General features: G+C 46.7%; 16 protein-coding genes. 11 read left to right on the top strand and 5 right to left on the bottom strand.

Annotation, left to right across the window (positions count from 1 at the left end):
* The first annotated feature begins 81 nt into the window (after positions 1-81).
* The 7 genes from dsrK (at position 82) to LEUMU_RS0110870 (ending at position 6,875) form a co-directional block, all read left to right on the top strand.
* Complete coding sequence (gene dsrK / locus LEUMU_RS0110900; RefSeq protein ID WP_022952317.1) at positions 82-1,632, top strand: sulfate reduction electron transfer complex DsrMKJOP subunit DsrK; 1,551 nt, start codon at positions 82-84, stop codon at positions 1,630-1,632.
* A 40-nt stretch (positions 1,633-1,672) separates the two neighbouring features.
* Positions 1,673-2,080, top strand: coding sequence for a sulfur reduction protein DsrJ (locus LEUMU_RS25675; protein ID WP_157474313.1), 408 nt, complete (start codon positions 1,673-1,675; stop codon positions 2,078-2,080).
* Positions 2,077-2,904: a sulfate reduction electron transfer complex DsrMKJOP subunit DsrO gene (dsrO, locus tag LEUMU_RS0110890; protein ID WP_022952315.1), complete on the top strand. Its 828-nt coding sequence runs from the start codon at positions 2,077-2,079 to the stop codon at positions 2,902-2,904. The genes LEUMU_RS25675 and dsrO overlap by 4 nt, the downstream gene beginning before the upstream one ends.
* Position 2,905: 1 nt before the next feature.
* Positions 2,906-4,111 carry an NrfD/PsrC family molybdoenzyme membrane anchor subunit gene (gene nrfD, locus LEUMU_RS0110885; protein ID WP_022952314.1) on the top strand — a complete coding sequence of 402 codons (1,206 nt, stop codon included), beginning with the start codon at positions 2,906-2,908 and terminating at the stop codon, positions 4,109-4,111.
* 186 nt (positions 4,112-4,297) lie between these two features.
* A complete protein-coding gene (locus tag LEUMU_RS25670; protein WP_022952313.1) occupies positions 4,298-4,633 on the top strand; it encodes an iron-sulfur cluster biosynthesis family protein in 336 nt (111 codons plus the stop codon).
* A gap of 3 nt (positions 4,634-4,636) precedes the next feature.
* The gene (locus tag LEUMU_RS25665) at positions 4,637-6,220 is read left to right on the top strand and encodes a GAF domain-containing sensor histidine kinase (protein WP_022952312.1); all 1,584 of its coding nucleotides are present in this window, start codon (positions 4,637-4,639) and stop codon (positions 6,218-6,220) included.
* A gap of 4 nt (positions 6,221-6,224) precedes the next feature.
* Positions 6,225-6,875, top strand: coding sequence for a response regulator (locus tag LEUMU_RS0110870; RefSeq protein WP_022952311.1), 651 nt, complete (start codon positions 6,225-6,227; stop codon positions 6,873-6,875).
* Positions 6,876-6,967: 92 nt separating this feature from the next.
* Here LEUMU_RS0110870 and secF read toward each other — a convergent pair whose 3' ends face one another.
* The 5 genes from secF to efp all read right to left on the bottom strand — a co-directional run bounded on the left by secF (position 6,968) and on the right by efp (position 11,814).
* Positions 6,968-7,906 carry a protein translocase subunit SecF gene (secF, locus tag LEUMU_RS0110865; RefSeq protein WP_022952310.1) on the bottom strand — a complete coding sequence of 313 codons (939 nt, stop codon included), beginning with the start codon at positions 7,904-7,906 and terminating at the stop codon, positions 6,968-6,970.
* Between the two features lie 2 nt (positions 7,907-7,908).
* Positions 7,909-9,783 carry a protein translocase subunit SecD gene (gene secD / locus LEUMU_RS0110860; RefSeq protein WP_022952309.1) on the bottom strand — a complete coding sequence of 625 codons (1,875 nt, stop codon included), beginning with the start codon at positions 9,781-9,783 and terminating at the stop codon, positions 7,909-7,911.
* Between the two features lie 66 nt (positions 9,784-9,849).
* The gene (gene yajC / locus LEUMU_RS0110855; protein ID WP_022952308.1) at positions 9,850-10,179 is read right to left on the bottom strand and encodes a preprotein translocase subunit YajC; all 330 of its coding nucleotides are present in this window, start codon (positions 10,177-10,179) and stop codon (positions 9,850-9,852) included.
* 100 nt (positions 10,180-10,279) lie between these two features.
* Positions 10,280-11,236 carry an EF-P lysine aminoacylase EpmA gene (epmA, locus tag LEUMU_RS0110850; RefSeq protein ID WP_022952307.1) on the bottom strand — a complete coding sequence of 319 codons (957 nt, stop codon included), beginning with the start codon at positions 11,234-11,236 and terminating at the stop codon, positions 10,280-10,282.
* Between the two features lie 8 nt (positions 11,237-11,244).
* Complete coding sequence (gene efp, locus LEUMU_RS0110845) at positions 11,245-11,814, bottom strand: elongation factor P (protein ID WP_022952306.1); 570 nt, start codon at positions 11,812-11,814, stop codon at positions 11,245-11,247.
* Between the two features lie 183 nt (positions 11,815-11,997).
* On the opposite strand from efp, the gene LEUMU_RS25660 reads away from it, so the two are divergent.
* From LEUMU_RS25660 to LEUMU_RS0110825, 4 genes are all read left to right on the top strand, one after another.
* Entirely contained in the window at positions 11,998-13,680 is a 1,683-nt protein-coding gene (locus LEUMU_RS25660; RefSeq protein ID WP_022952305.1) for a hypothetical protein, read from the top strand.
* An 80-nt stretch (positions 13,681-13,760) separates the two neighbouring features.
* Complete coding sequence (locus LEUMU_RS0110835; protein ID WP_022952304.1) at positions 13,761-15,404, top strand: EAL domain-containing protein; 1,644 nt, start codon at positions 13,761-13,763, stop codon at positions 15,402-15,404.
* An 82-nt stretch (positions 15,405-15,486) separates the two neighbouring features.
* Positions 15,487-17,142 carry a glucosamine inositolphosphorylceramide transferase family protein gene (locus tag LEUMU_RS28010; protein WP_022952303.1) on the top strand — a complete coding sequence of 552 codons (1,656 nt, stop codon included), beginning with the start codon at positions 15,487-15,489 and terminating at the stop codon, positions 17,140-17,142.
* Positions 17,139-18,317: a GNAT family N-acetyltransferase gene (locus tag LEUMU_RS0110825; protein ID WP_022952302.1), complete on the top strand. Its 1,179-nt coding sequence runs from the start codon at positions 17,139-17,141 to the stop codon at positions 18,315-18,317. Before LEUMU_RS28010 ends, LEUMU_RS0110825 begins: the two co-directional genes overlap by 4 nt.
* The last annotated feature ends 3 nt before the right edge of the window (positions 18,318-18,320 follow it).

The following is an 18,320-nucleotide window of genomic DNA, read 5'->3' as shown; positions in this document are numbered from 1 at the left end:
GCTTAGCGCTTCACTCTGCAAATATCAAACGTTCTAGGTATCCATTAACCCACTGGCAATTAAGCGCAGGAGGCTATGATCATGGCTGATTATGAAATACCTAAATTATCATCGGCTGATGGTTTGGTGGATACACCGAAAATCAAGCCTGACTCCATGCAGGGTAAAGGCCCGTTTATTGCCAAGCCTGAGTTTCAAAAGGCAATGGGGTTTCCCTCTGACTTTTCCCAAGATGAAGAAGGTAAGTGGTCGCTTATTCCAGACTGGAAAGAAGCGGCGCTGGAAAAGCTGGATGATCTGCGGGGGCGGTATCGCTCACTGCAGTTGTATTTAGATATCTGTGTGAAATGTGGCGCTTGCTCCGATAAATGCCATTATTACCTTGGTTCCGGCGATCCTAAAAATATGCCAGTGGCGCGTCAGGATTTGCTGCGTAAAGTGTATCAGCGCTACTTCACTTTTGCGGGGAAACACTTTCCAAAACTGGTCGGCGCGACGGATCTGACTGAGGAAGTGGTTGATGACTGGTATAACTATTATCACCAGTGCTCGCAGTGCCGACGTTGTTCTGTGTATTGCCCCTATGGCATTGATACCGCTGAAGTGTCCATGGCAGCGCGTGAGATTCTAAATCATATCGGTCGCGGGCAAAAATACAGCAATGAAATCATCGGTAAGGTTTATAAAATAGGGAATAACCTCGGCCTGCCGCAAGCTGCTTTAGCTGATACGCTGGAAGGCTTAGAAGAAGATATCGAAGATGAAACCGGCGTACCGGTTAAGCTGCCATTAGATCAATATGGCGCGGATATTCTACTGGTTACACCATCAGCTGATTTCTTTGCCGAACCGCATGTTGATGGCTTGATTGGCTACGCCAAAGTATTTCACGAACTTGGTTATAGCTGGACGCTTAGCTCCTACGCTTCTGAAGGTGCTAATTTCGGCATGTTTGTTGGCAGCTATGAAAATATGCGTAAGGTTGCATTGCGCATTCGAAAAGCCGCGTTAGACCTTGGTGTTAAGCGCATTGTGTTTGGCGAATGTGGTCATGCTTGGAGGGTGGCGTACAGTTTTCTAAATACACTGGCCGGGCCTTTTGATTTCTTAGATCAGCGCTATCCAGTGCCGCAGCATGTTCTGGAAATTACTTGGCCAGCTTTGCGTGATGGCAAGTTGAATATCGATAAATCCCGCAATGATGATATGACCTTGACCTTTCACGACTCCTGCAATGTGGCGCGTGGCTCACGCATGGGTGATCAACAAGGTGGGCAGTTTGACTATCCGCGAAGTGTGATTAAAGCGGTTTGTAATAACTTCGTTGAAATGCCGGATGACACGACTAAAGATGCCACATTCTGTTGTGGAGCAGGTGGCGGCATTCTCACGGATGATCTGATGGATGTCAGAATTAAAGGTGCATTGCCTAGGATGCAGGCGCTGCAATATGTCACTGAGAATCACGGCGTCACGCATATGGCGGCAATCTGTGCGATCTGTAAATCTCAATTTACCAAAGTCATTCCGTATTACGGCTTTTCCATGGATCAAATTGTGAGTGTCCATCAGCTGGTTAGCAATGCGTTGATTTTGACTGGGCAGGTAGATGTTGATGAGGATGGAGAGTAAGCCATGGCGTTAGCGAATTGCCTCTTGCTCGGAGTGCTGGGTGATGAATAATTGTCGCCAACTATCCTTTGGAATACTGCTGATGCTTAGCCTGTTTGGTTTGACCGCTTGCGATAGCAATCCGCCAGAGCTGACGAAAGCGCAACGCCAATTTGAGTCATCGGAGCAGCGCGATTTGCATATTGTCGAGATGCGCAGTAATCACATGCACTTATTGATGCATAAACGCGACCGCACGGTGCACGAAGGCGTCCGAACGCCAAAATACAGCTTGAATGGCTGTATTGACTGCCATGTGCCAGCGCCAACGGCGACGAAAGTGGTTAAGCATGCCGATCCCGAGCATTTCTGCGCTACTTGCCATATTGATGTGGCGGTTAAGTTGGATTGCTTTCAATGCCATGCTGATCGGCCGACCATGAAAGTCGCAGAGGAGGCTAAGCCATGAATAATCACGTCAAGACTGTTCAAGTTAGATCCAGGCTGACCAAGTCCAAATCAGCTGTCATTGATTCGACCGAGTCTCAGCAATCACCTGCAGATCCAGGTAACCAGATTAACCGCTATCGCCGCCGCTTTTTAGGTGGTTTAACAGCAGCCGCAGCAGTGACACTAGCGCCGGGTATCATGCTGCGAGAAGTGAAAGCTAAGCCAAATGATCAGCCTGCCAGTAGTACCGTGCGCTGGGGAGTGTTGATCGATACCAATAAGCTCAGCGATGGTGGCGATGCCATGATTGCCGCCTGTAAAAAAGAACAAGGCTGGGGTGATGATCCTAAAGCTTCACCCGCCCAACAGTCGCAATGGGTGCGTAAAGTCACCTTTACTGAAAAGCTCACTCACAAACAAACATCCCTACCGGTCATGTGCCAGCACTGCGAAACAGCGCCTTGCGTCGATGTATGCCCCACAGGTGCATCGTTCAAGCGGGCAGATGGCATTGTGCTGGTGGATAAGCATATTTGTATTGGTTGTCGCTATTGCATGATGGCCTGCCCTTACAAAGCACGCAGTTTTGTGCATGAAAATCTGGAAAATCAAAAGCCGAATTCACCACGAGGCATTGGTACTGTGGAATCCTGCAATCTCTGCGTACACCGTATCGATAAAGGAGAGCAACCCGCGTGTATTGAAGCTACCCCCGGTGCCGCAATCTTTGGTGATTTGAATGACCCTGATAGTGCGATTAGTAAAGCCTTATTTAAGTATGGCGCTCAACAAATCCGAGCGGACTTTGAGTTAAATACTGGCGTTCGGTATTGGGGGATTTAAGGTGGCTACTAAACCCATTTTTCGTGAAATAAATACCGATGGCCAGATTTTTTATGGTGTGATGGGAGCTATGGCCACGTTAGTTCTGGCAGGATTAATTGCCTTTTTTTATGTAGAGCATCATGGCCATTATGTCACGGGAATGAATAATCAGGTGGTATGGGGCATGCCGCATGTGTTCGCCATCTTCCTAATTGTTGCGGCCTCGGGCGCCGCTAATATTGGCTCTCTGGGCACGGTCTTTAATAAAACGGTTTACCAGCCGCTTGGGCGCTTATCGCTGTTGTTAGCCATGGCTTTACTGCTGGGTGGCTTAGTCATACTCGTATTAGATTTAGGGCATGCCGACCGCTTAATCGTGGCTATGATTTACTACAATTTCAAATCCATCTTTGCCTGGAATATTCTGCTGTATAACGGCTTTTTAGTGATTATGGCGATCTATCTTTGGTCAATGATGGATCGCAGTCAGCAAGCTGCCAAGTTTTACAAACCCATGGGATATATCGCTTTTGTCTGGCGCTTTATTTTAACTACCGGCACAGGGTCAATTTTCGGATTTTTGGTGGCGCGTCAGTTTTATGATGCGGCCATTTTAGCCCCCTTATTTATAGCGGCTTCCTATGTGTTTGGTACGGCCTGCTTCAGTTTGGTATTGGCCTTTTTATGTAAGATCAGCCAACGCGAACTGGGTGCTGAAATCCAGAGTCGCCTGCGCTACACCTTGGCTATTTTTATTGTATTGGTGCTGTTTTTTGAACTGATACGTCATTTAACAAACCTGTACGCGACCGAGCATCATGGCGTTGAGATGTTCATCTTAGCGGGCGGTAGCAAAATCACTTGGCTATTTTGGTTAGTGCAAATTGTATTGGGTAGTTTGCTGCCTTTGGCTTTGTTATGGCTTCCTGCCTTGCGCCATTCGCTAAAAGCATTACTGATCGCGGCGGCTTTGGCTATTCTTGGTGGTTTGACGCAACTCTACGTGATTATTATCGGTGGGCAACTATATCCATTGGTGCTGTTTCCCAATGCGGAGGTGAGTAGTACTTATTTTGATGGGGTTATCACGCAATACAGTGCTTCCTTGCCTGAGCTGGCTTTAGGTGCTGGTGGTGTAGCGCTTTCATTAATGTTGGTATTTATTGCAGTCAAAGTGCTACGCATAGTACCCGTCAGCCTGTCCGATGCTGATACCTCCCAATAGCTGAAATCCAGATTATCTAAAAATGTATTTAGCCGGCCATTGATGCCGGTTTTTTCATGGCCGATGAGAAAGTCATTTCAGCCGATTCAATGATACACATCAAGCCGAAGTGTAGATCGTATGCTAAGCTATAGAAAAACGCGAACAGTCTAAACCGTTGTAAAAGCGTACCGCAGGAGGAGTTTTATGATCGAAATAAGCAAGCCCGCCGCTCAGCAGGTCATGCGGTCTATCGAGGAGTCCGGCGCAGTGGGTTTACCATTGCGGATTGCGATCAAGCGCCAGCCAAATGGTGCGCTGTATTATCAGATGGGTTTTGATAAACAGTCGCACGTAGGTGATCAGCAATTTCAGGTGCAAGGCGTTCAGGTCGTACTGGACTCCGATTCCGTGCCGTTGGCACAGGGAATGATGTTGGATTTTGTGGAGATTGAAGGACGAATGGAATTTATCTTTTTAAACCCGAATGACGCCCGTTACGAGCCAACCTTAGCCCCGATTGCCGCTGCGGCTCGCCAGTAAATCATGGTTTTTGCAAAGCGCGGAGTGTATTTACCAAGACAGGCTATCGCCATTTTGAGCTTCCTGCTGCTGATGTTTATCACTATCGGAGCTTGTTGCTTTTGGGCGTTATGGTTCAGCGATAGACCGGATTGGTTGGGGCCGTTAATGACGGTGATCTGGCTGTTATCGGGTGGTGGCGTACTGCTATTGCTGTATCTACTCTGGCGTGAATTCTGTCGTTTATCCGGTGATTTATCGAACTGGGCCAGCAGTATTTTGCATAGCGACTTATCTGCGCGAATGCCGTTTCATGGCGAGTATTGTGCGTCAAAAGATATTCGTCAGCATATCAACCGTATTGCTTCCAGCTATGAAACTATGGCTGCTCAACAGCAGTTATATCTGGTTCAGCAAGAGAACTATCTTGCCCAAAAAAAATATCACTTAAATGTGCTTTATGAGGTTGCGGACTGCATTAACAGCTCATCTAATCTGGATGACTTACTAAAGTGTTTTCTACAGACTATGCAAGGGGTGTCCAAGGCAAAGGCTTTGGGTGTGCGCTTACTGGATGAAAATAATCAGCTCAAGTTAGTCGCTGGTATCGGCCTGGATAGTTGTGCTGGAGAACCGTGCCAAAGCATACCGGATCAGGAATGTGCCTGTGCTAGAAGTGTGGTTGAGAACAAAGTCATTCGTAAAACAGATTTATCTCGTTGCAAACTGACTTATCGAAGCGAGTTTAGTGGCAGTAACGATTTAGAAATGTTGTCAATTCCATTGCGATACCGAGGCGAATCAATTGGAGTGCTTAACCTGTTAGTGCCTCGGGCGATTAATCAGGAAATCAGTTTAACCAGCGAAGATGAGTTGCTGCAAAGTATTGGTAAGCACTTAGGTATGGCCATTGAACAGGCTGATGTTGAAGAAAATACTCGGTTACTGTCGATTGTTCAGGAGCGCACCCGCATGGCGCATGAGCTTCATGATTCACTGGCACAAACCTTGGCTAGCCTGCGCTATAAGATCTGTTTATTTGATGAATCTCTACCGAAAGAACATAAGCCGAAACTGCAACAAGAGCTGAAAGGTCTAGCCTCCGGAATCGATGAGGCTTCCCGAGAGTTGCGGTGCTTGATTACGCAATTTAGGGCACCGATTGATGGCAAGGGCATATTGCGTGCAGTTGAGCTTGTCGTGGAGCGTTTCCGGCAAGAAACCGGCTTTGATGTGTTCTTCTATCACAATTGGGAGTTTAAAGGCTTGGGCTATGATGATGGGCTTGAAGTGGTGCGCATTGTGCAAGAAGCGCTGACCAATATTCGTAAACACAGCGGTTCGGAAACGGTGAGAATTTTAATGCATAGCTCCGAGGCGGGCGACTGCAGTATTTTGGTGGAGGATGATGGCGTTGGCTTGCCCAATGATCGCCCCAAGTACAATCCAGAAACCGGTGAGCACATTGGCTTAACTATTATGCAGGAACGTGCAGCGCGCTTGGGTGGTGAGTTACAGCTGGATTCTGATGGGGGAGGGGTGTTATTGCAGTTAAATTTTAAAGCCTCTGCGCCGAAGTTAAGCCTCTCGCGATTCTCAGGAAATTAATGTGATGAAACAGCGCGTATTATTAATTGATGATCATACTTTGTTTCGGGCAGGTCTTGAGGACCTGTTAACGCGACGTGGCATTGATGTAGTCGCGTCGGTTGCTAACGGCATAGATGGCATTCGTTTGGTCTCTGAGCAGCTAATAGATATTGTATTGCTGGATGTGAGAATGCCTGAGATGACTGGCATGTGTGCACTGAGGCGAATTAAATCGATTAAGCCGGATTTACCAGTTGTTATGCTAACGACCAGTTGTATGAAAGAGGACTTTCTTGAAGCGTTGCGTGCCGGTGCACAGGGCTATCTGCTGAAGGATATGGAGCCAGATGAACTGGTGGTTGCAATCGGTGAAGTGATTCAGGGAAAAATCATTGTCGCACCGGACTTAAGGCCAATACTGGCTAGTGCGATCAAAGATGGCAAAGTGACCACAACGAAAAATCCTTTCGGGTGCTTAACTCCTCGTGAGCATGAAATTTTATTACACCTTTCCGAAGGGCAAAGTAATAAAGCGATAGCCCGCAGTTTGGGAATTTCAGATGGCACGGTGAAATTACACGTGAAATCAATTTTACGAAAACTGGGAATTAGTTCTCGAATTACCGCAGCCGTAATGGCGGTTGAGTACGGGCTAAAATATGGGGATGGATAACAAAACGAGGCGCTCAAATGAGCGCCCCGTTTGTATTGCCGAATTGACGCCAGTAATTACCAACGCCGACTAGTAGTGATTATGTTATCCACTTATGGAATAGCATCCAGATCTTCATCTGCTTCATCTTTAGCCGGTGGCAACAGCGAATCGCGGGTAACACCCATTGCGATCAGCGAGGTGCTGGCAACATAAATCGATGAATAAGTACCGATAGTGATACCGACCAGCATCGCAACCGAGAAGCTGTGGATGATCTCACCACCAAATATGAACAAAGACAGGACCACAATCACGGTTGTGAAAGAGGTCATCAATGTTCTGGATAGCGTCTCATTAATCGACAGGTCGATAGAGTCTGCTGTTTCTGCTTTACGCAGCTTCAGGAAGTTCTCACGAATCCGGTCAAATACAACGATGGTATCGTTCAGTGAGTAACCGATGATGGCCAGAATCGCCGCCAGCGTGGTCAAATCAAACTCCATACCGGTGATTGAGAAGAAACCAACGGTAATGGTGACATCGTGTACCAAGGCTGCAATCGCACTCACTGAGAAGCGGAACTCAAAGCGCAGTGCAACATAGATCAGGATACCAGCCAGTGCCAGCAGCATGGCAATACCACCCTGATCGCGAAGCTCGTCACCAATCTGCGGGCCAACAAACTCAACCCGTTGCAGGGTTACACCCGGAGTCACGTCAGACAGTGTCTTCAGTACGTTATCGCTTACTGCGTTACGTTCTGCGCCGGTGCCAGTCGTCTGCTCTGGTAGACGAATCAAGACATCCTGAGCCGTACCAAAGGGTTGTACCGCCGCATCGTAGCCAGCATTGGTTAGCGTATCGCGAATCTCGCTGATGTTGGCATTGCCAGGATAGCTCACCTGAATCACGCTACCACCGGTGAAATCAACACCCAGATTTAATCCACGGGTAAATAGTGAGATCACCGAGATTAACAAGAGTGAGACAGAGAAAATGAGGGCGAGTTTACTCACCTTCATAAATCTAATATGTGCTTTCTCAAACATGATTAGGTATTCCCTATGTTGATAGTTTTAACGCGACGGTTACCGTAAATCAGATTGATCAGTACACGAGTACCAAAAATCGCTGTAAACATGGAAGACAAAATACCGATAGATAGGGTAATTGCGAAGCCCTTAATCGGACCTGTACCCATACCAAACAGCACGATCGCTGCGATAAAGGTTGTGATATTGGCATCGGTAATGGTTGAGAAGGCTTTTTCGTAACCGGCGTGGATCGCGCTTTGAGGGCTCGTTCCGGCTCTGATTTCTTCTTTAATACGCTCGTAGATTAGTACGTTTGCATCAACCGCCATACCAACAGTCAGTACCACACCGGCAATACCAGGCAGAGTCAGTGTTGCTTGTAATAGTGATAACACCGCAACAATCATGATCAGGTTCAAGCTTAGTGCCAAGTTGGCTACGATACCGAAGGTGCGGTAGTAGAACAGCATGAAGATCAATACAGCAACAAATCCGTAGACTACAGACTGGAAGCCAGCATTGATGTTTTCAGCACCCAAGCTCGGACCAATAGTACGTTCTTCAACGATGTATACCGGAGCGGCCAGTGCACCAGCACGCAGTAACAAGGCTAAGTCATGCGCTTCTTTAGGTGAATCCAATCCGGTGATCTGGAAGTTAGAGCTTAGTTGCTCTTGAATCCGCGCAACGTTGATGACTTCCTGCTTCTTAACCGTATTCTTAACAATGTTGCCTTCAGCATCACGGCTAATGTCGGTTTTATTCTCAATGAATACCACACCCATTAGCTTCTGAACATTGGCACCGGTAGCACGTTCAAACATACGCGCGCCTTTGCCATCCAGCGTAATGCTTACCGCAGGCTGTTGGTTTTGGTCAAAGGTAGCTGATGCATCGGTAATGAAGTCACCCGTTAGCATGACTTGGCGTTTCAGCAAAATAGGGTTGCCGTTACGCTCTTTGTACAGCACATCGCCAACTGGAACACGTCTGTTCGCCTCAGCATCAAAAGCGTTGTTATCCTCATCCACCATGCGGAATTCTAGTGTCGCTGTTGCGCCCAGAATATCTTTGGCCGCAGTCGGGTCCTGAACACCAGGCAATTGCACCACGATACGCTCAAGGCCTTGCTGTTGGATAATCGGCTCAGCAACACCAATCTCATTCACCCGGTTACGTAGGGTGGTGATGTTTTGCTGTAGCGCCAATTTTTTGATATTGCTTAGATTGGTTTCGGTGATGCTGGCTTTTAAGGCGGTGCCTTTAGCAACGTCAATCTCACTCAATTCCAGCTGATCATTGTATTCACGAATAAAGACTTTGTAAGCCTCATCCAGTGTTTCCTGGTCTTTGAATTTGACCGTCAGAGAGTCATCAGCTTCACGTACTACGCCAAGATAGCGAATGTCTTTTTCGCGCAGGAAGCTACCTAATTCATCTTTGTAGCGCTCAGTGGCTTTATCGATCGCCGCTGCCATGTCGACTTCCATCAGGAAGTGAACACCACCACGTAAGTCCAGGCCAAGGTACATAGGCTCGGCACCCAAAGCACTTAACCAGCTTGGTGTGGTTGGTGCTAAGTTCAGAGCAACCTTGTACTCATTACCCAATGCCGCTTTGACCGGATCAACCGCTGCAAACTGGGCAGTGGTGTCGTCAAAGTGAACCATCAGCTGATTATCCTGCGTTTCCACCTTTTTGATGGCGATGCCGGATTCGGTCAGTGATTTGGTAATTGCCTCAGTCTCAGTACCTTTGAACGTTGCAGTATCGCTGGTCAGGGTAATTTGTAAGGCGGGGTTGGATGGGTACAGATTAGGTACTGCATACACTAAGCCGAACAGCAGAACGGCAAGCAGTAGCAGATACTTCCAGGTTGGATTTTGATTCATTGTTATAATCCGGTTATGCAATAAGCCCTGAACTAAGCAGGGCTTTTTTCGATCGATGGATGAGAATTACAGGCTTTTCATGGTGCCTTTTGGCATAACCGCTGATACCGCCTGACGTTGTACTTTGATGGTTGAACCTTCAGCAACGCTCATCTCGATGAAGTTATCACCCAAGTTAACGACTTTGCCTAAGATTCCGCCACCAGCAACGATTTCATCGCCTTTGCTGATAGAGCTGATTAGCTCTCTGTGCTCTTTAGCGCGCTTCTGCTGTGGGCGGATGATCATGAAGTACATGATACCGAAGAAGATCGCCATCATAATGATCAACTGTAAACCGCCGCCTTGTGGTGCTGCTGCACCTTCTGCCATTGCGTCTGAAATGAAAAAGCTCATGTTATTCTCCAAAATATAAAATTAATGTATTCGTTTGATTACCCGTTACCACGGGCAACTTAATTTGCGGCATAGTATGCCATATTTATGCGTGTAATATTCACGCATTATCCCAACTAAAATTCAGTATCTGGCGCAATTCCGTTGCACCGGTCGCGAGCATTAATACGCGATCTAAGCCAATGGCGACTCCAGCACACTCTGGTAACCCGGAGGCCATTGCGGCTAAGAAACGCTGATCGATTGGCACCTTATCTAATCCTAAGGCTTCACGGCTTGCCAGTTCCTGCTCAAGCACGGTGCGATTCGCATCGGCGGAGGTTAGTTCCTGATAACCGTTACCAAGTTCCAAGGTGCCGACATAAACTTCAAAACGCTTGGCAACCATGATCTCTGGTTGCTCAGTCAGCGGGCCAGTTTGAGCCAGCGCACTTTGAGTCGCAGGGTAGTCGGATACAAAGGTTAATCGGTCTTGCGGAAAATCCCCTTCGATGCAATGCGTGAGCAGCAAATCCAAAGCCCCTTGCCGTGAAAGGCGGCCATCAAAAGAGGGAACCTGTTCGCTCACATAACGCTGTAAATCGTCATCCGGTATGGTATGGGGGTTAAATCCCAACTTATCAAGAAATAGCGATGCATAAGTTTGATAGTTACTGTCTTTTAACAAAGCCGGCACCAAGCTCAGCAATAAAGATTCTACTTCTTGCATGAGTTGCTTCAGATCAAATCCTAAGCGGTAATACTCCAGCATACTGAATTCGGCGTTATGCTGCCGTGACATGGGCTCATGTCGCCAGACTTTACAGATCTGATAGATATCACCACTGCCAGCGGCCAATAAGCGCTTCATTGGGTATTCTGGCGAGGTGTGCAGATAGCGTTGCTCTGAGCCCTGCGTGCTGAATGAATCTATGTATGGGTCAGTATTGGCAGCCTGCGATAGCGCCGGTGTTTCAACTTCCAAAACCTGACGCGCATAAAAAAACTCACGGGTAGCCCGCAACAAAGCCGCTCGTGCTAAGCGGCTTTGTTGATCCCCATCAGGTTGCCATCGCATGTTGCTAGTTAGTCTCTGACGCGAGACAGGTATTCACCAGTACGAGTGTCGATTTTGACCACTTCGCCCAGTTCAACAAATAAGGGTACTTTGATGGTTGCGCCAGTATCAACGGTGGCAGGTTTGGTTGCGCCTTGTGCTGTATTGCCTTGGATGCCTGGATCACATTCTGTGATTTTAAGCTCTACAAAATTTGGTGGCGTAATAACCAGCGGCTCACCATTCCATAAAGTGATGATGTATTTTTCTTGTTCTTTCAGCCAGTTTTTAACATCGGCAACGGCGGTTTCTGACGCTTGATATTGCTCAAATGAAGTTGGCTCCATAAAGTGCCAGTATTCACCATCGGTATATAAGTATTCTGCATCCACTTCGACTACATCAGCCGCTTCAACTTTATCACCCGATTTAAAGGTCTTATCCAGAACGCGGCCTGTTTTCAGATTACGGATTTTCACACGGCTGAAGGCTTGTCCTTTACCGGGTTTTACGAATTCATTTTCGACAATATTGTATGGATCTCCGTCCATCATGAACTTCAGACCACTTTTGAATTCGCTGGTATTGTAACTGGCCATTGAGGCTACTCCTGATAAAAATGAATCGCCGTATAATAACCGGAATTGCCTTGGAACATAAGCTTTTCAACGAGGGGAGAGGGATATAGTTGAGTGGGGTTTCCGTCGGACGGTTGTTCTTAAATCGCACAACGGTGGTATAGTTTGGGATAACGAATAATAAAAATTTAGCGGAGGTGGCCAATGAGCCAGCTTTCAACCCCAGAAAAGAAAAAAGTAGAAGCGGCATTATTGACCACCGTTTCACAGGCCAATAATTGGGTAGCAGCACTACCGCTAACAAATATGGGTGAAGTCACTCGTTTGCTGTACCAGAGTTTGGTGGCGATTAATCAGCACCCCATCACGCCGGTGTTACGCATCGATATCACCGAAGTGTTACTTCCTTATGTGAATATTGCACTAGAGAATTTGGACCGCCATTTCTCAACTCGGTCGTTCCCGTTGCCGGAGCGCAGTCAAAAAGTCTTTGATTTAAAACAAGCGCTACAACTGGAGTTGGCAGGCTCTTATCAGCTGGCGGCGCTGGATATGTTGACGCGTGGCAGTATTAGCCAGAAGCGCCTGATTATCGCAATTGGTCGGGCGATTCGTTATATGGGGCGCTCGCTGATGAACAGCAATAGCGTCTATATCAAAGTGAAACGCAATATTTGGCATGACGTGCATCATTTGTACTTGCTCGCTTGTGAAAACAAAATCGAGAGTAAACCCATTCCTAAAATGCAGGATGGCCAAGGTGAGCTACTCAGTATTGAAGCCTATTACAAATTGTTCAACTTAGTAGCCTTGGGTGTTCCTAATAGCCTTCGACAGGGCGAGGTGGAACGTTTGGAAAAGTTTTTTGCCAGCGTGGTAAATAGCGTTTCGATTTTGCCTGATGCGGATCATATTCAGGGTGAATACGCGCATATCGCTTTGTTAAATAGTGACGAGTCTGCGGCGTTGATGCCGGTCAGTGAAGTGCTTAATTCGGCGACAAGTCGTATTTTTGATGTGTCTAAAGTTGAGAAAATCTTGCGAGATTTTATTGATTTAACCACAGACTCTAATTTCGGCCTGCATCAGGATCAACCAATGCTAAATCGCGGTTTGGCTAAGCGACTGCTGACGAAGCTGACAACCTCCAGTAATCGCAAGAACAAGCGTTTCCCTCGCGATGAAGTGGCGGGTGTGGTTATGCGCCTGAGTGATGTGTTCTCAGTGGTGCGTGAAAGTACCTTTGATTTGGAGGAAGATGACGCTGCGGTTGTTGAGGATAACCTCTACGAACGAATGGCGCAGGGTGATCCGGTTTCTAGCCCTTGGGTCGAGCTTGATGTGGCAGCCTCTTTAGAAGATAGCAGTGTTGAGGTACAACCTTGGCATATCGATAATAGCAGTGCTAAAGGCTACGGCTTACGCCAGAAAGTGATTGAGCCATCGGCGGCGCGAGTTGGTGAAGTAGTTGCCATTCGTGACCCTTCAGATGAAACGGATAATTGGCAAATCGGCGTTATTCGTTGGATGGACTTTTATCGGGATAAAGGCTTGTGTTTTGGTGCGGAATTATTATCGCCTAAAGCCATGGGGCTTGTGGTCACTGCGATCAAAAACCGTGAAGCGCCACAGCGTTTGCCTATCAATGGTTTGTTTTTGCCAAAGATTGAGGGCGTTCATGAAAAGCCAAGACTTATTCTGCCAGGGCATATGTTTATACTGGAAGATATCTTAAATATTGTATTGGGCGGACGCGAAGAGCAAATCCAGATTATCGCCATTGATGAGTGCACGGGTAGCTTTGCTTATTGTGACTATGTCGGTATGGAAAAGGAAGAGCCCGTCGAGACTGAGAATGACTTTAGTGAGGTCTGGGATCTTATCTGATTTTGCAGCTGGTCTAATAACTTGGTTCGATAGTCAGACTGGATAATGCAGTTTTTGGGTTTTGCAGCTAGCTTCGGCTTATGCAAAAACCGACCTTACATAGCCTGATTCTGGGATGTCCACCGACACAGCACGCAGCCCTGTCTCAGACGCTGCGTAGCTTTAGTATTGGCTTAAATCTCAATACAGTCTCACTGCAACCGCAGCAACTCAAGCAGCGGTTAGTGTCTGGGCCGGTCGATGTCGTCTTTATACTGCAGAAAACGATTAGCAACCGTGAGCAGCTGGCTCGTTTATTAAGTAAAAACAACCGTGACTGCATTTTGGTAGAGTTGATTCATCCGAATGCTAGTCTTGCACCTCCCTCATTTAGTCATCTCTTGCAAGCCTGCAAGGTTGTGTATGATCCCGCGCGTAAAGAATTTCTGCTAGCACTTCAGTTTGTGCTGCAATATACCGTGTTGAAAAAAGAGTTCAGGCATTGCAAATCCTTGCTATTGCTCTCAGAAACGCGGGCTCACCGTTTAGTTGATAGCAGCTCCAGAGCGATTGCCTATATTGCGAATGGTCGTATCTTGCACGCCAATATTCCCTTTTTAGTGCTCTTTGCCGCCAGCTCAATGGAGGAGATGCAACGGTTTTCATTACTGCGATTAATTTCCAAAGATGAGCATGCTCTTTTTGCTAAATACTTGGTGGGAATCAAAAGAACGCCGGGAATTTCCACCAGCTTAGCGCTCACCATGCGACGTACTTCTGGCGCTCCGTTTAATGCCAGAGTTCATATATCACCGGTTGTCTTAAAAGGGCAGCGTTGCTATCAGATCTGGGTTGATCAAATTACCAAAAACAGTGATAAGGATGAGGTGATTCCGGTTGCCAAACCTTTAAATATCTGGGATTTACCATTAGACCAAGGGGATGTGGTCGAGGTTAACCCATTCGATGATGTGTTGGGTTTGTCCGAGTCGCAAAGCAAGTCATCGCTCAATCAGAAGCAGAGTACTGATATTTTATTGGATGAACTTGAGCAGGATGAGCAAGTTGGCTTACGCATGAGAGAGCTGCATGCGCCAGGGCGTATTCCGTTGAATATGACGTGGGTGGATCTTGATGTGCCGCCGGATCAGTTTAAAAAGGTCAATATGCTGCTCAGCCGATTGCCGGTTAAAGACAGTTCAGGGCTGGATTACACTGGCTTTTGGGAGCAACTGAAATACCGCTTGTTATTCTCTGAAGTCACGCACACTGCCAGCAGCACAACGATGTATCTGGTGGAGTTAAATAAGCATGTGATCGCTAATGCGGATGCGATTATTTGGCTGTTTAAATTGCTAAGTAATTTGGGTGATAAAGCTCGCCAGTTAACATTGATGGTGGATGCCAACATACCGATGAGCTGGATTCCTCAGACTCAAAAAGTGATTAGTCTACTAAGAAGCTCGGGCTGTTCGATTGCGCTGAATAATTTCTCGGTGGATACGACGCCGCTATTTTTATATAGAAAAATACAGCCGGAGCGCTTGATCTTCGATAGACAGTGGCTGGAAAGCTTAAAACAGAAGCCACAAGGCAATCTTTTCCTATCGAGATTTATTCAGCAATTGAAGCGAAGAGACGTTTCAGTAGTGCTACCGTTCGCCCAGCAGAAGCACCAAAACCGACTGCTCGTACTGCCGGGAAGCTCCTTCTGTCAGGAAAATCCTACTCAGGGTTGGGCGTAGATCGTACAATGTAATTCGATCGCATCATAAGAAAAAATAATCAAAACTTTCCGGGCCAGACAGCCAAGGCAAGCTTCACTCTATGAACCATCATCCTCACGGCTTATCTGTCAGCATAATTGCACGCTCCAGCGTACTGTGGCGTTGGCAGTTAAATGTGGTTCAGTTGCTGCTAGATCAGCAGTTAATCAGAATTTCTCAAGTGATTAGTCTAGGGAAGTCAGCGGCTCATGTGCCATTGGCGATAAAATCTTTGCATCGTTTGGATGCTTTAGTATTTCGTTCACCAATGCCTGCATTTGAGTCTGCTGAGCTTAGTGTTTTTGGTGAGGTTGTTACCGTTTCAGAATCTCAATTAGCCGAGTTTGAGTTGGCAGATTGCGATGTAGTTATTGATTTCACTGAGTTTGATATTGCTCAGAAGTTGATACCTCTAGCCAAGCTAGGCGTGTTGCGGGCAAGTTTTTCCGATTCGGACTCCCTCTCTTCTTGGTGCTTGGGGTTGAGTGAATACAGCAAAAACGCTGTACAGACTCGTTTAGCGGTTTCACTGATAGCAAACCCTGATCAGCAGTTTGTTTTAAGCGAGGCGCTTCCTAGTCTGGATAGTGGTTCATATGCCCGAAACCTTAATTATTATTGGGTGTTGATGAATCACCTGTGGGCACGGGCGCTTAATAAAACACTTCAGAATAATGATTCAGCAGCCTTATCAGCTTCTTTGCTAGAAGCGAGCTCCAAATCAAGCTTAGAAAACGAACTTAGTTCAGCATCAGATTATAACTCACTGTCAGTTTCTTCAGCTAAGTCTCCTGTGCCGGCCATGGATCAAGTAAGTGCTTACTACCAATTCGGCTCTCATTTGCTTGCCAAACTACAGCAGAAATTTTTAACCCAAGAGCAGTGGCGAATACTGATTCGATTTAATCATTCAGATAAGTCAGGGCAGAGTTTGCCGCTGGCTTTTGGTGAGTACCAGGAATTAGTCCCGTCTGCTGATTGCTTTTGGGCAGACCCTTTTGTCGTGAGTCGGGAAGGGCAGCATTTTGTCTTTTTTGAGGAGTTACCATTTGCCACAGAGCGTGGGCACTTGTCGTGTATGGAAGTATTTGAGGATGGAACTCATAGCGCTCCAGCCACCATCTTAAAGAAAGACTATCACCTGTCTTATCCGAACGTTTTCGAGTACGAATCTGCGTTTTATATGATTCCGGAGTCTGGCGATAATGGCACGATTGATCTTTATCGCTGCACCTCATTTCCTTATCAGTGGGAGTTTGCTCATACACTGATTAGTGATTTAGCGGCTTATGACTCTACGTTGCTGGAATATGAAGGGAGTTGGTGGTTATTTGTGACGGTGGCAATCGAAGTGGGCCTTTCTGGTTGCGAAGAATTGCACTTGTTCTATGCCGACTCACCACTAAGCCAGTCTTGGCAGGCACATACGCAGAACCCAGTGATCAGTGATGCCTCGAAGGCTCGACCTGCAGGTCAATTTTTCAACTGGAATGATCAGGTTTACCGACCTTCTCAGGACTGTGCTGGCAGCTATGGCGCAGGTCTAAATATCAATCGGATTTGCCAGCTTGACCCTGATACTTACCAAGAAGTGACAGAGCAGGTTTGCCGACCTGATTGGGACCAAGATTTAATTGCACTCCATACTTTGAATTTCAACCCACAGATTGCAGTAGCAGATGCTTTGCGGAAGCACTCGCGGTATCGTCAAAAATGAACTCAAATCAATCACTCCAGCTCAACCTAATTAGCTGTACCTTTGCCTTTGCAGCGTTGCAGAGTGAATGGAATGCACTGTATGAAGTTGCTGAGCGCTCGACGATTTTTTCCAGTTGGGATTGGATGTACACCTGGTGGGAGACGTTTTCGGATACAGATCGTCGGGATCTATTCATTCTCAGTTATTACGATAATAACTTGCTGGTTGGTATCGCGCCGTTTCAGGTTGAGCGCAAGTATCCACATGCCTATATTCAAGGCCGGACCTTACGGTTTCTGGCTTCTGGCGAACACATTGAAGACAGTATTGCTACGCCCTTTGTCGATTTGCTGGTAAGGCCAGGCTATGAGGATGCGGTTGTTAAAAGTGTTGAAGCGACGGTTAATCGTTATCAGCGCCGTTGGGATTTTGCAGAATTCGACTTCTTACAAGAAAACTCTTTAATTTTCCGATGCTTTAAGCGATCAGAGCAGGGCATTAAAAGCCAAGTTTATCCCTACGGTTACCGTTATCAGGTGCCACAGGTTGCCACTCAGTCTGAGTATCTTGAGACAATTCCGAATCGCTGGCAGAAGGATTACCGTAAAAAGAATCGTCTCTTTGATCGGGATGGAAACGTCAATGTGGTGGTTTCCAATGCGGGTAATGTGAAGGAGTCCTTAGAAGAGTTGCGCGCGATGCATCGTGATCGTTGGGAGAATCGAGCCGATTTTCTGATTTTTGAATCGACTCGCTTTATGGCATTTCATCAGCGCATTCTGGCGCGATTAATTCCGCAAGGCAAAGCCTATATCAAAGTGTTAACGCTAAATGATAAGCCGCTTAGTAGTTATTACGCATTTACCGATAAGCATCAGGTGCACTACTACCAAAGTGCATTTTATCGTGAGAACGCTAATCGTTATATGCCGCTGTTTTACCAGGTCTGCAATGAGATCGGTTTGGCGATGGAGCAGGGTAACTGCTTCGACTTTATGTTTGATGACAATGAGCAATCATATAAAAAACAACAATATGCCGCTAAGGCAACACCGATGTACCGGCTAGTATGGACACCAAGCCAGTATCGTCTTAGCGCGTTTAATTTCTACAAGGCATTTAAAAAAATAAACTCAGCAGGCAAGCAAAAGCTGCGAGCTAATCTAAAAAATAGCCTACCAACAACAGGATGATAA

This window comes from Leucothrix mucor DSM 2157 (assembly GCF_000419525.1).
GTDB classification, from domain to species: domain Bacteria; phylum Pseudomonadota; class Gammaproteobacteria; order Thiotrichales; family Thiotrichaceae; genus Leucothrix; species Leucothrix mucor.
The sequence above is the reverse complement of the archived record's forward strand: the minus strand, read 5'-3'. Positions and strand labels throughout refer to the sequence as shown.

Coding starts and splice junctions, on each gene's coding strand:
- dsrK (WP_022952317.1), top strand. CDS start 82: ATGGCTGATTATGAAATACCTAAATTATCATCGGCTGATGGTTTGGTG.
- LEUMU_RS25665 (WP_022952312.1), top strand. CDS start 4,637: ATGGTTTTTGCAAAGCGCGGAGTGTATTTACCAAGACAGGCTATCGCC.
- LEUMU_RS0110825 (WP_022952302.1), top strand. CDS start 17,139: ATGAACTCAAATCAATCACTCCAGCTCAACCTAATTAGCTGTACCTTT.
- efp (WP_022952306.1), bottom strand. CDS start 11,814: ATGGCCAGTTACAATACCAGCGAATTCAAAAGTGGTCTGAAGTTCATG.
- secF (WP_022952310.1), bottom strand. CDS start 7,906: ATGTTTGAGAAAGCACATATTAGATTTATGAAGGTGAGTAAACTCGCC.
- LEUMU_RS28010 (WP_022952303.1), top strand. CDS start 15,487: ATGAACCATCATCCTCACGGCTTATCTGTCAGCATAATTGCACGCTCC.
- LEUMU_RS0110835 (WP_022952304.1), top strand. CDS start 13,761: ATGCAAAAACCGACCTTACATAGCCTGATTCTGGGATGTCCACCGACA.
- LEUMU_RS25670 (WP_022952313.1), top strand. CDS start 4,298: ATGATCGAAATAAGCAAGCCCGCCGCTCAGCAGGTCATGCGGTCTATC.
- secD (WP_022952309.1), bottom strand. CDS start 9,783: ATGAATCAAAATCCAACCTGGAAGTATCTGCTACTGCTTGCCGTTCTG.
- dsrO (WP_022952315.1), top strand. CDS start 2,077: ATGAATAATCACGTCAAGACTGTTCAAGTTAGATCCAGGCTGACCAAG.
- LEUMU_RS0110870 (WP_022952311.1), top strand. CDS start 6,225: ATGAAACAGCGCGTATTATTAATTGATGATCATACTTTGTTTCGGGCA.
- LEUMU_RS25660 (WP_022952305.1), top strand. CDS start 11,998: ATGAGCCAGCTTTCAACCCCAGAAAAGAAAAAAGTAGAAGCGGCATTA.
- epmA (WP_022952307.1), bottom strand. CDS start 11,236: ATGCGATGGCAACCTGATGGGGATCAACAAAGCCGCTTAGCACGAGCG.
- yajC (WP_022952308.1), bottom strand. CDS start 10,179: ATGAGCTTTTTCATTTCAGACGCAATGGCAGAAGGTGCAGCAGCACCA.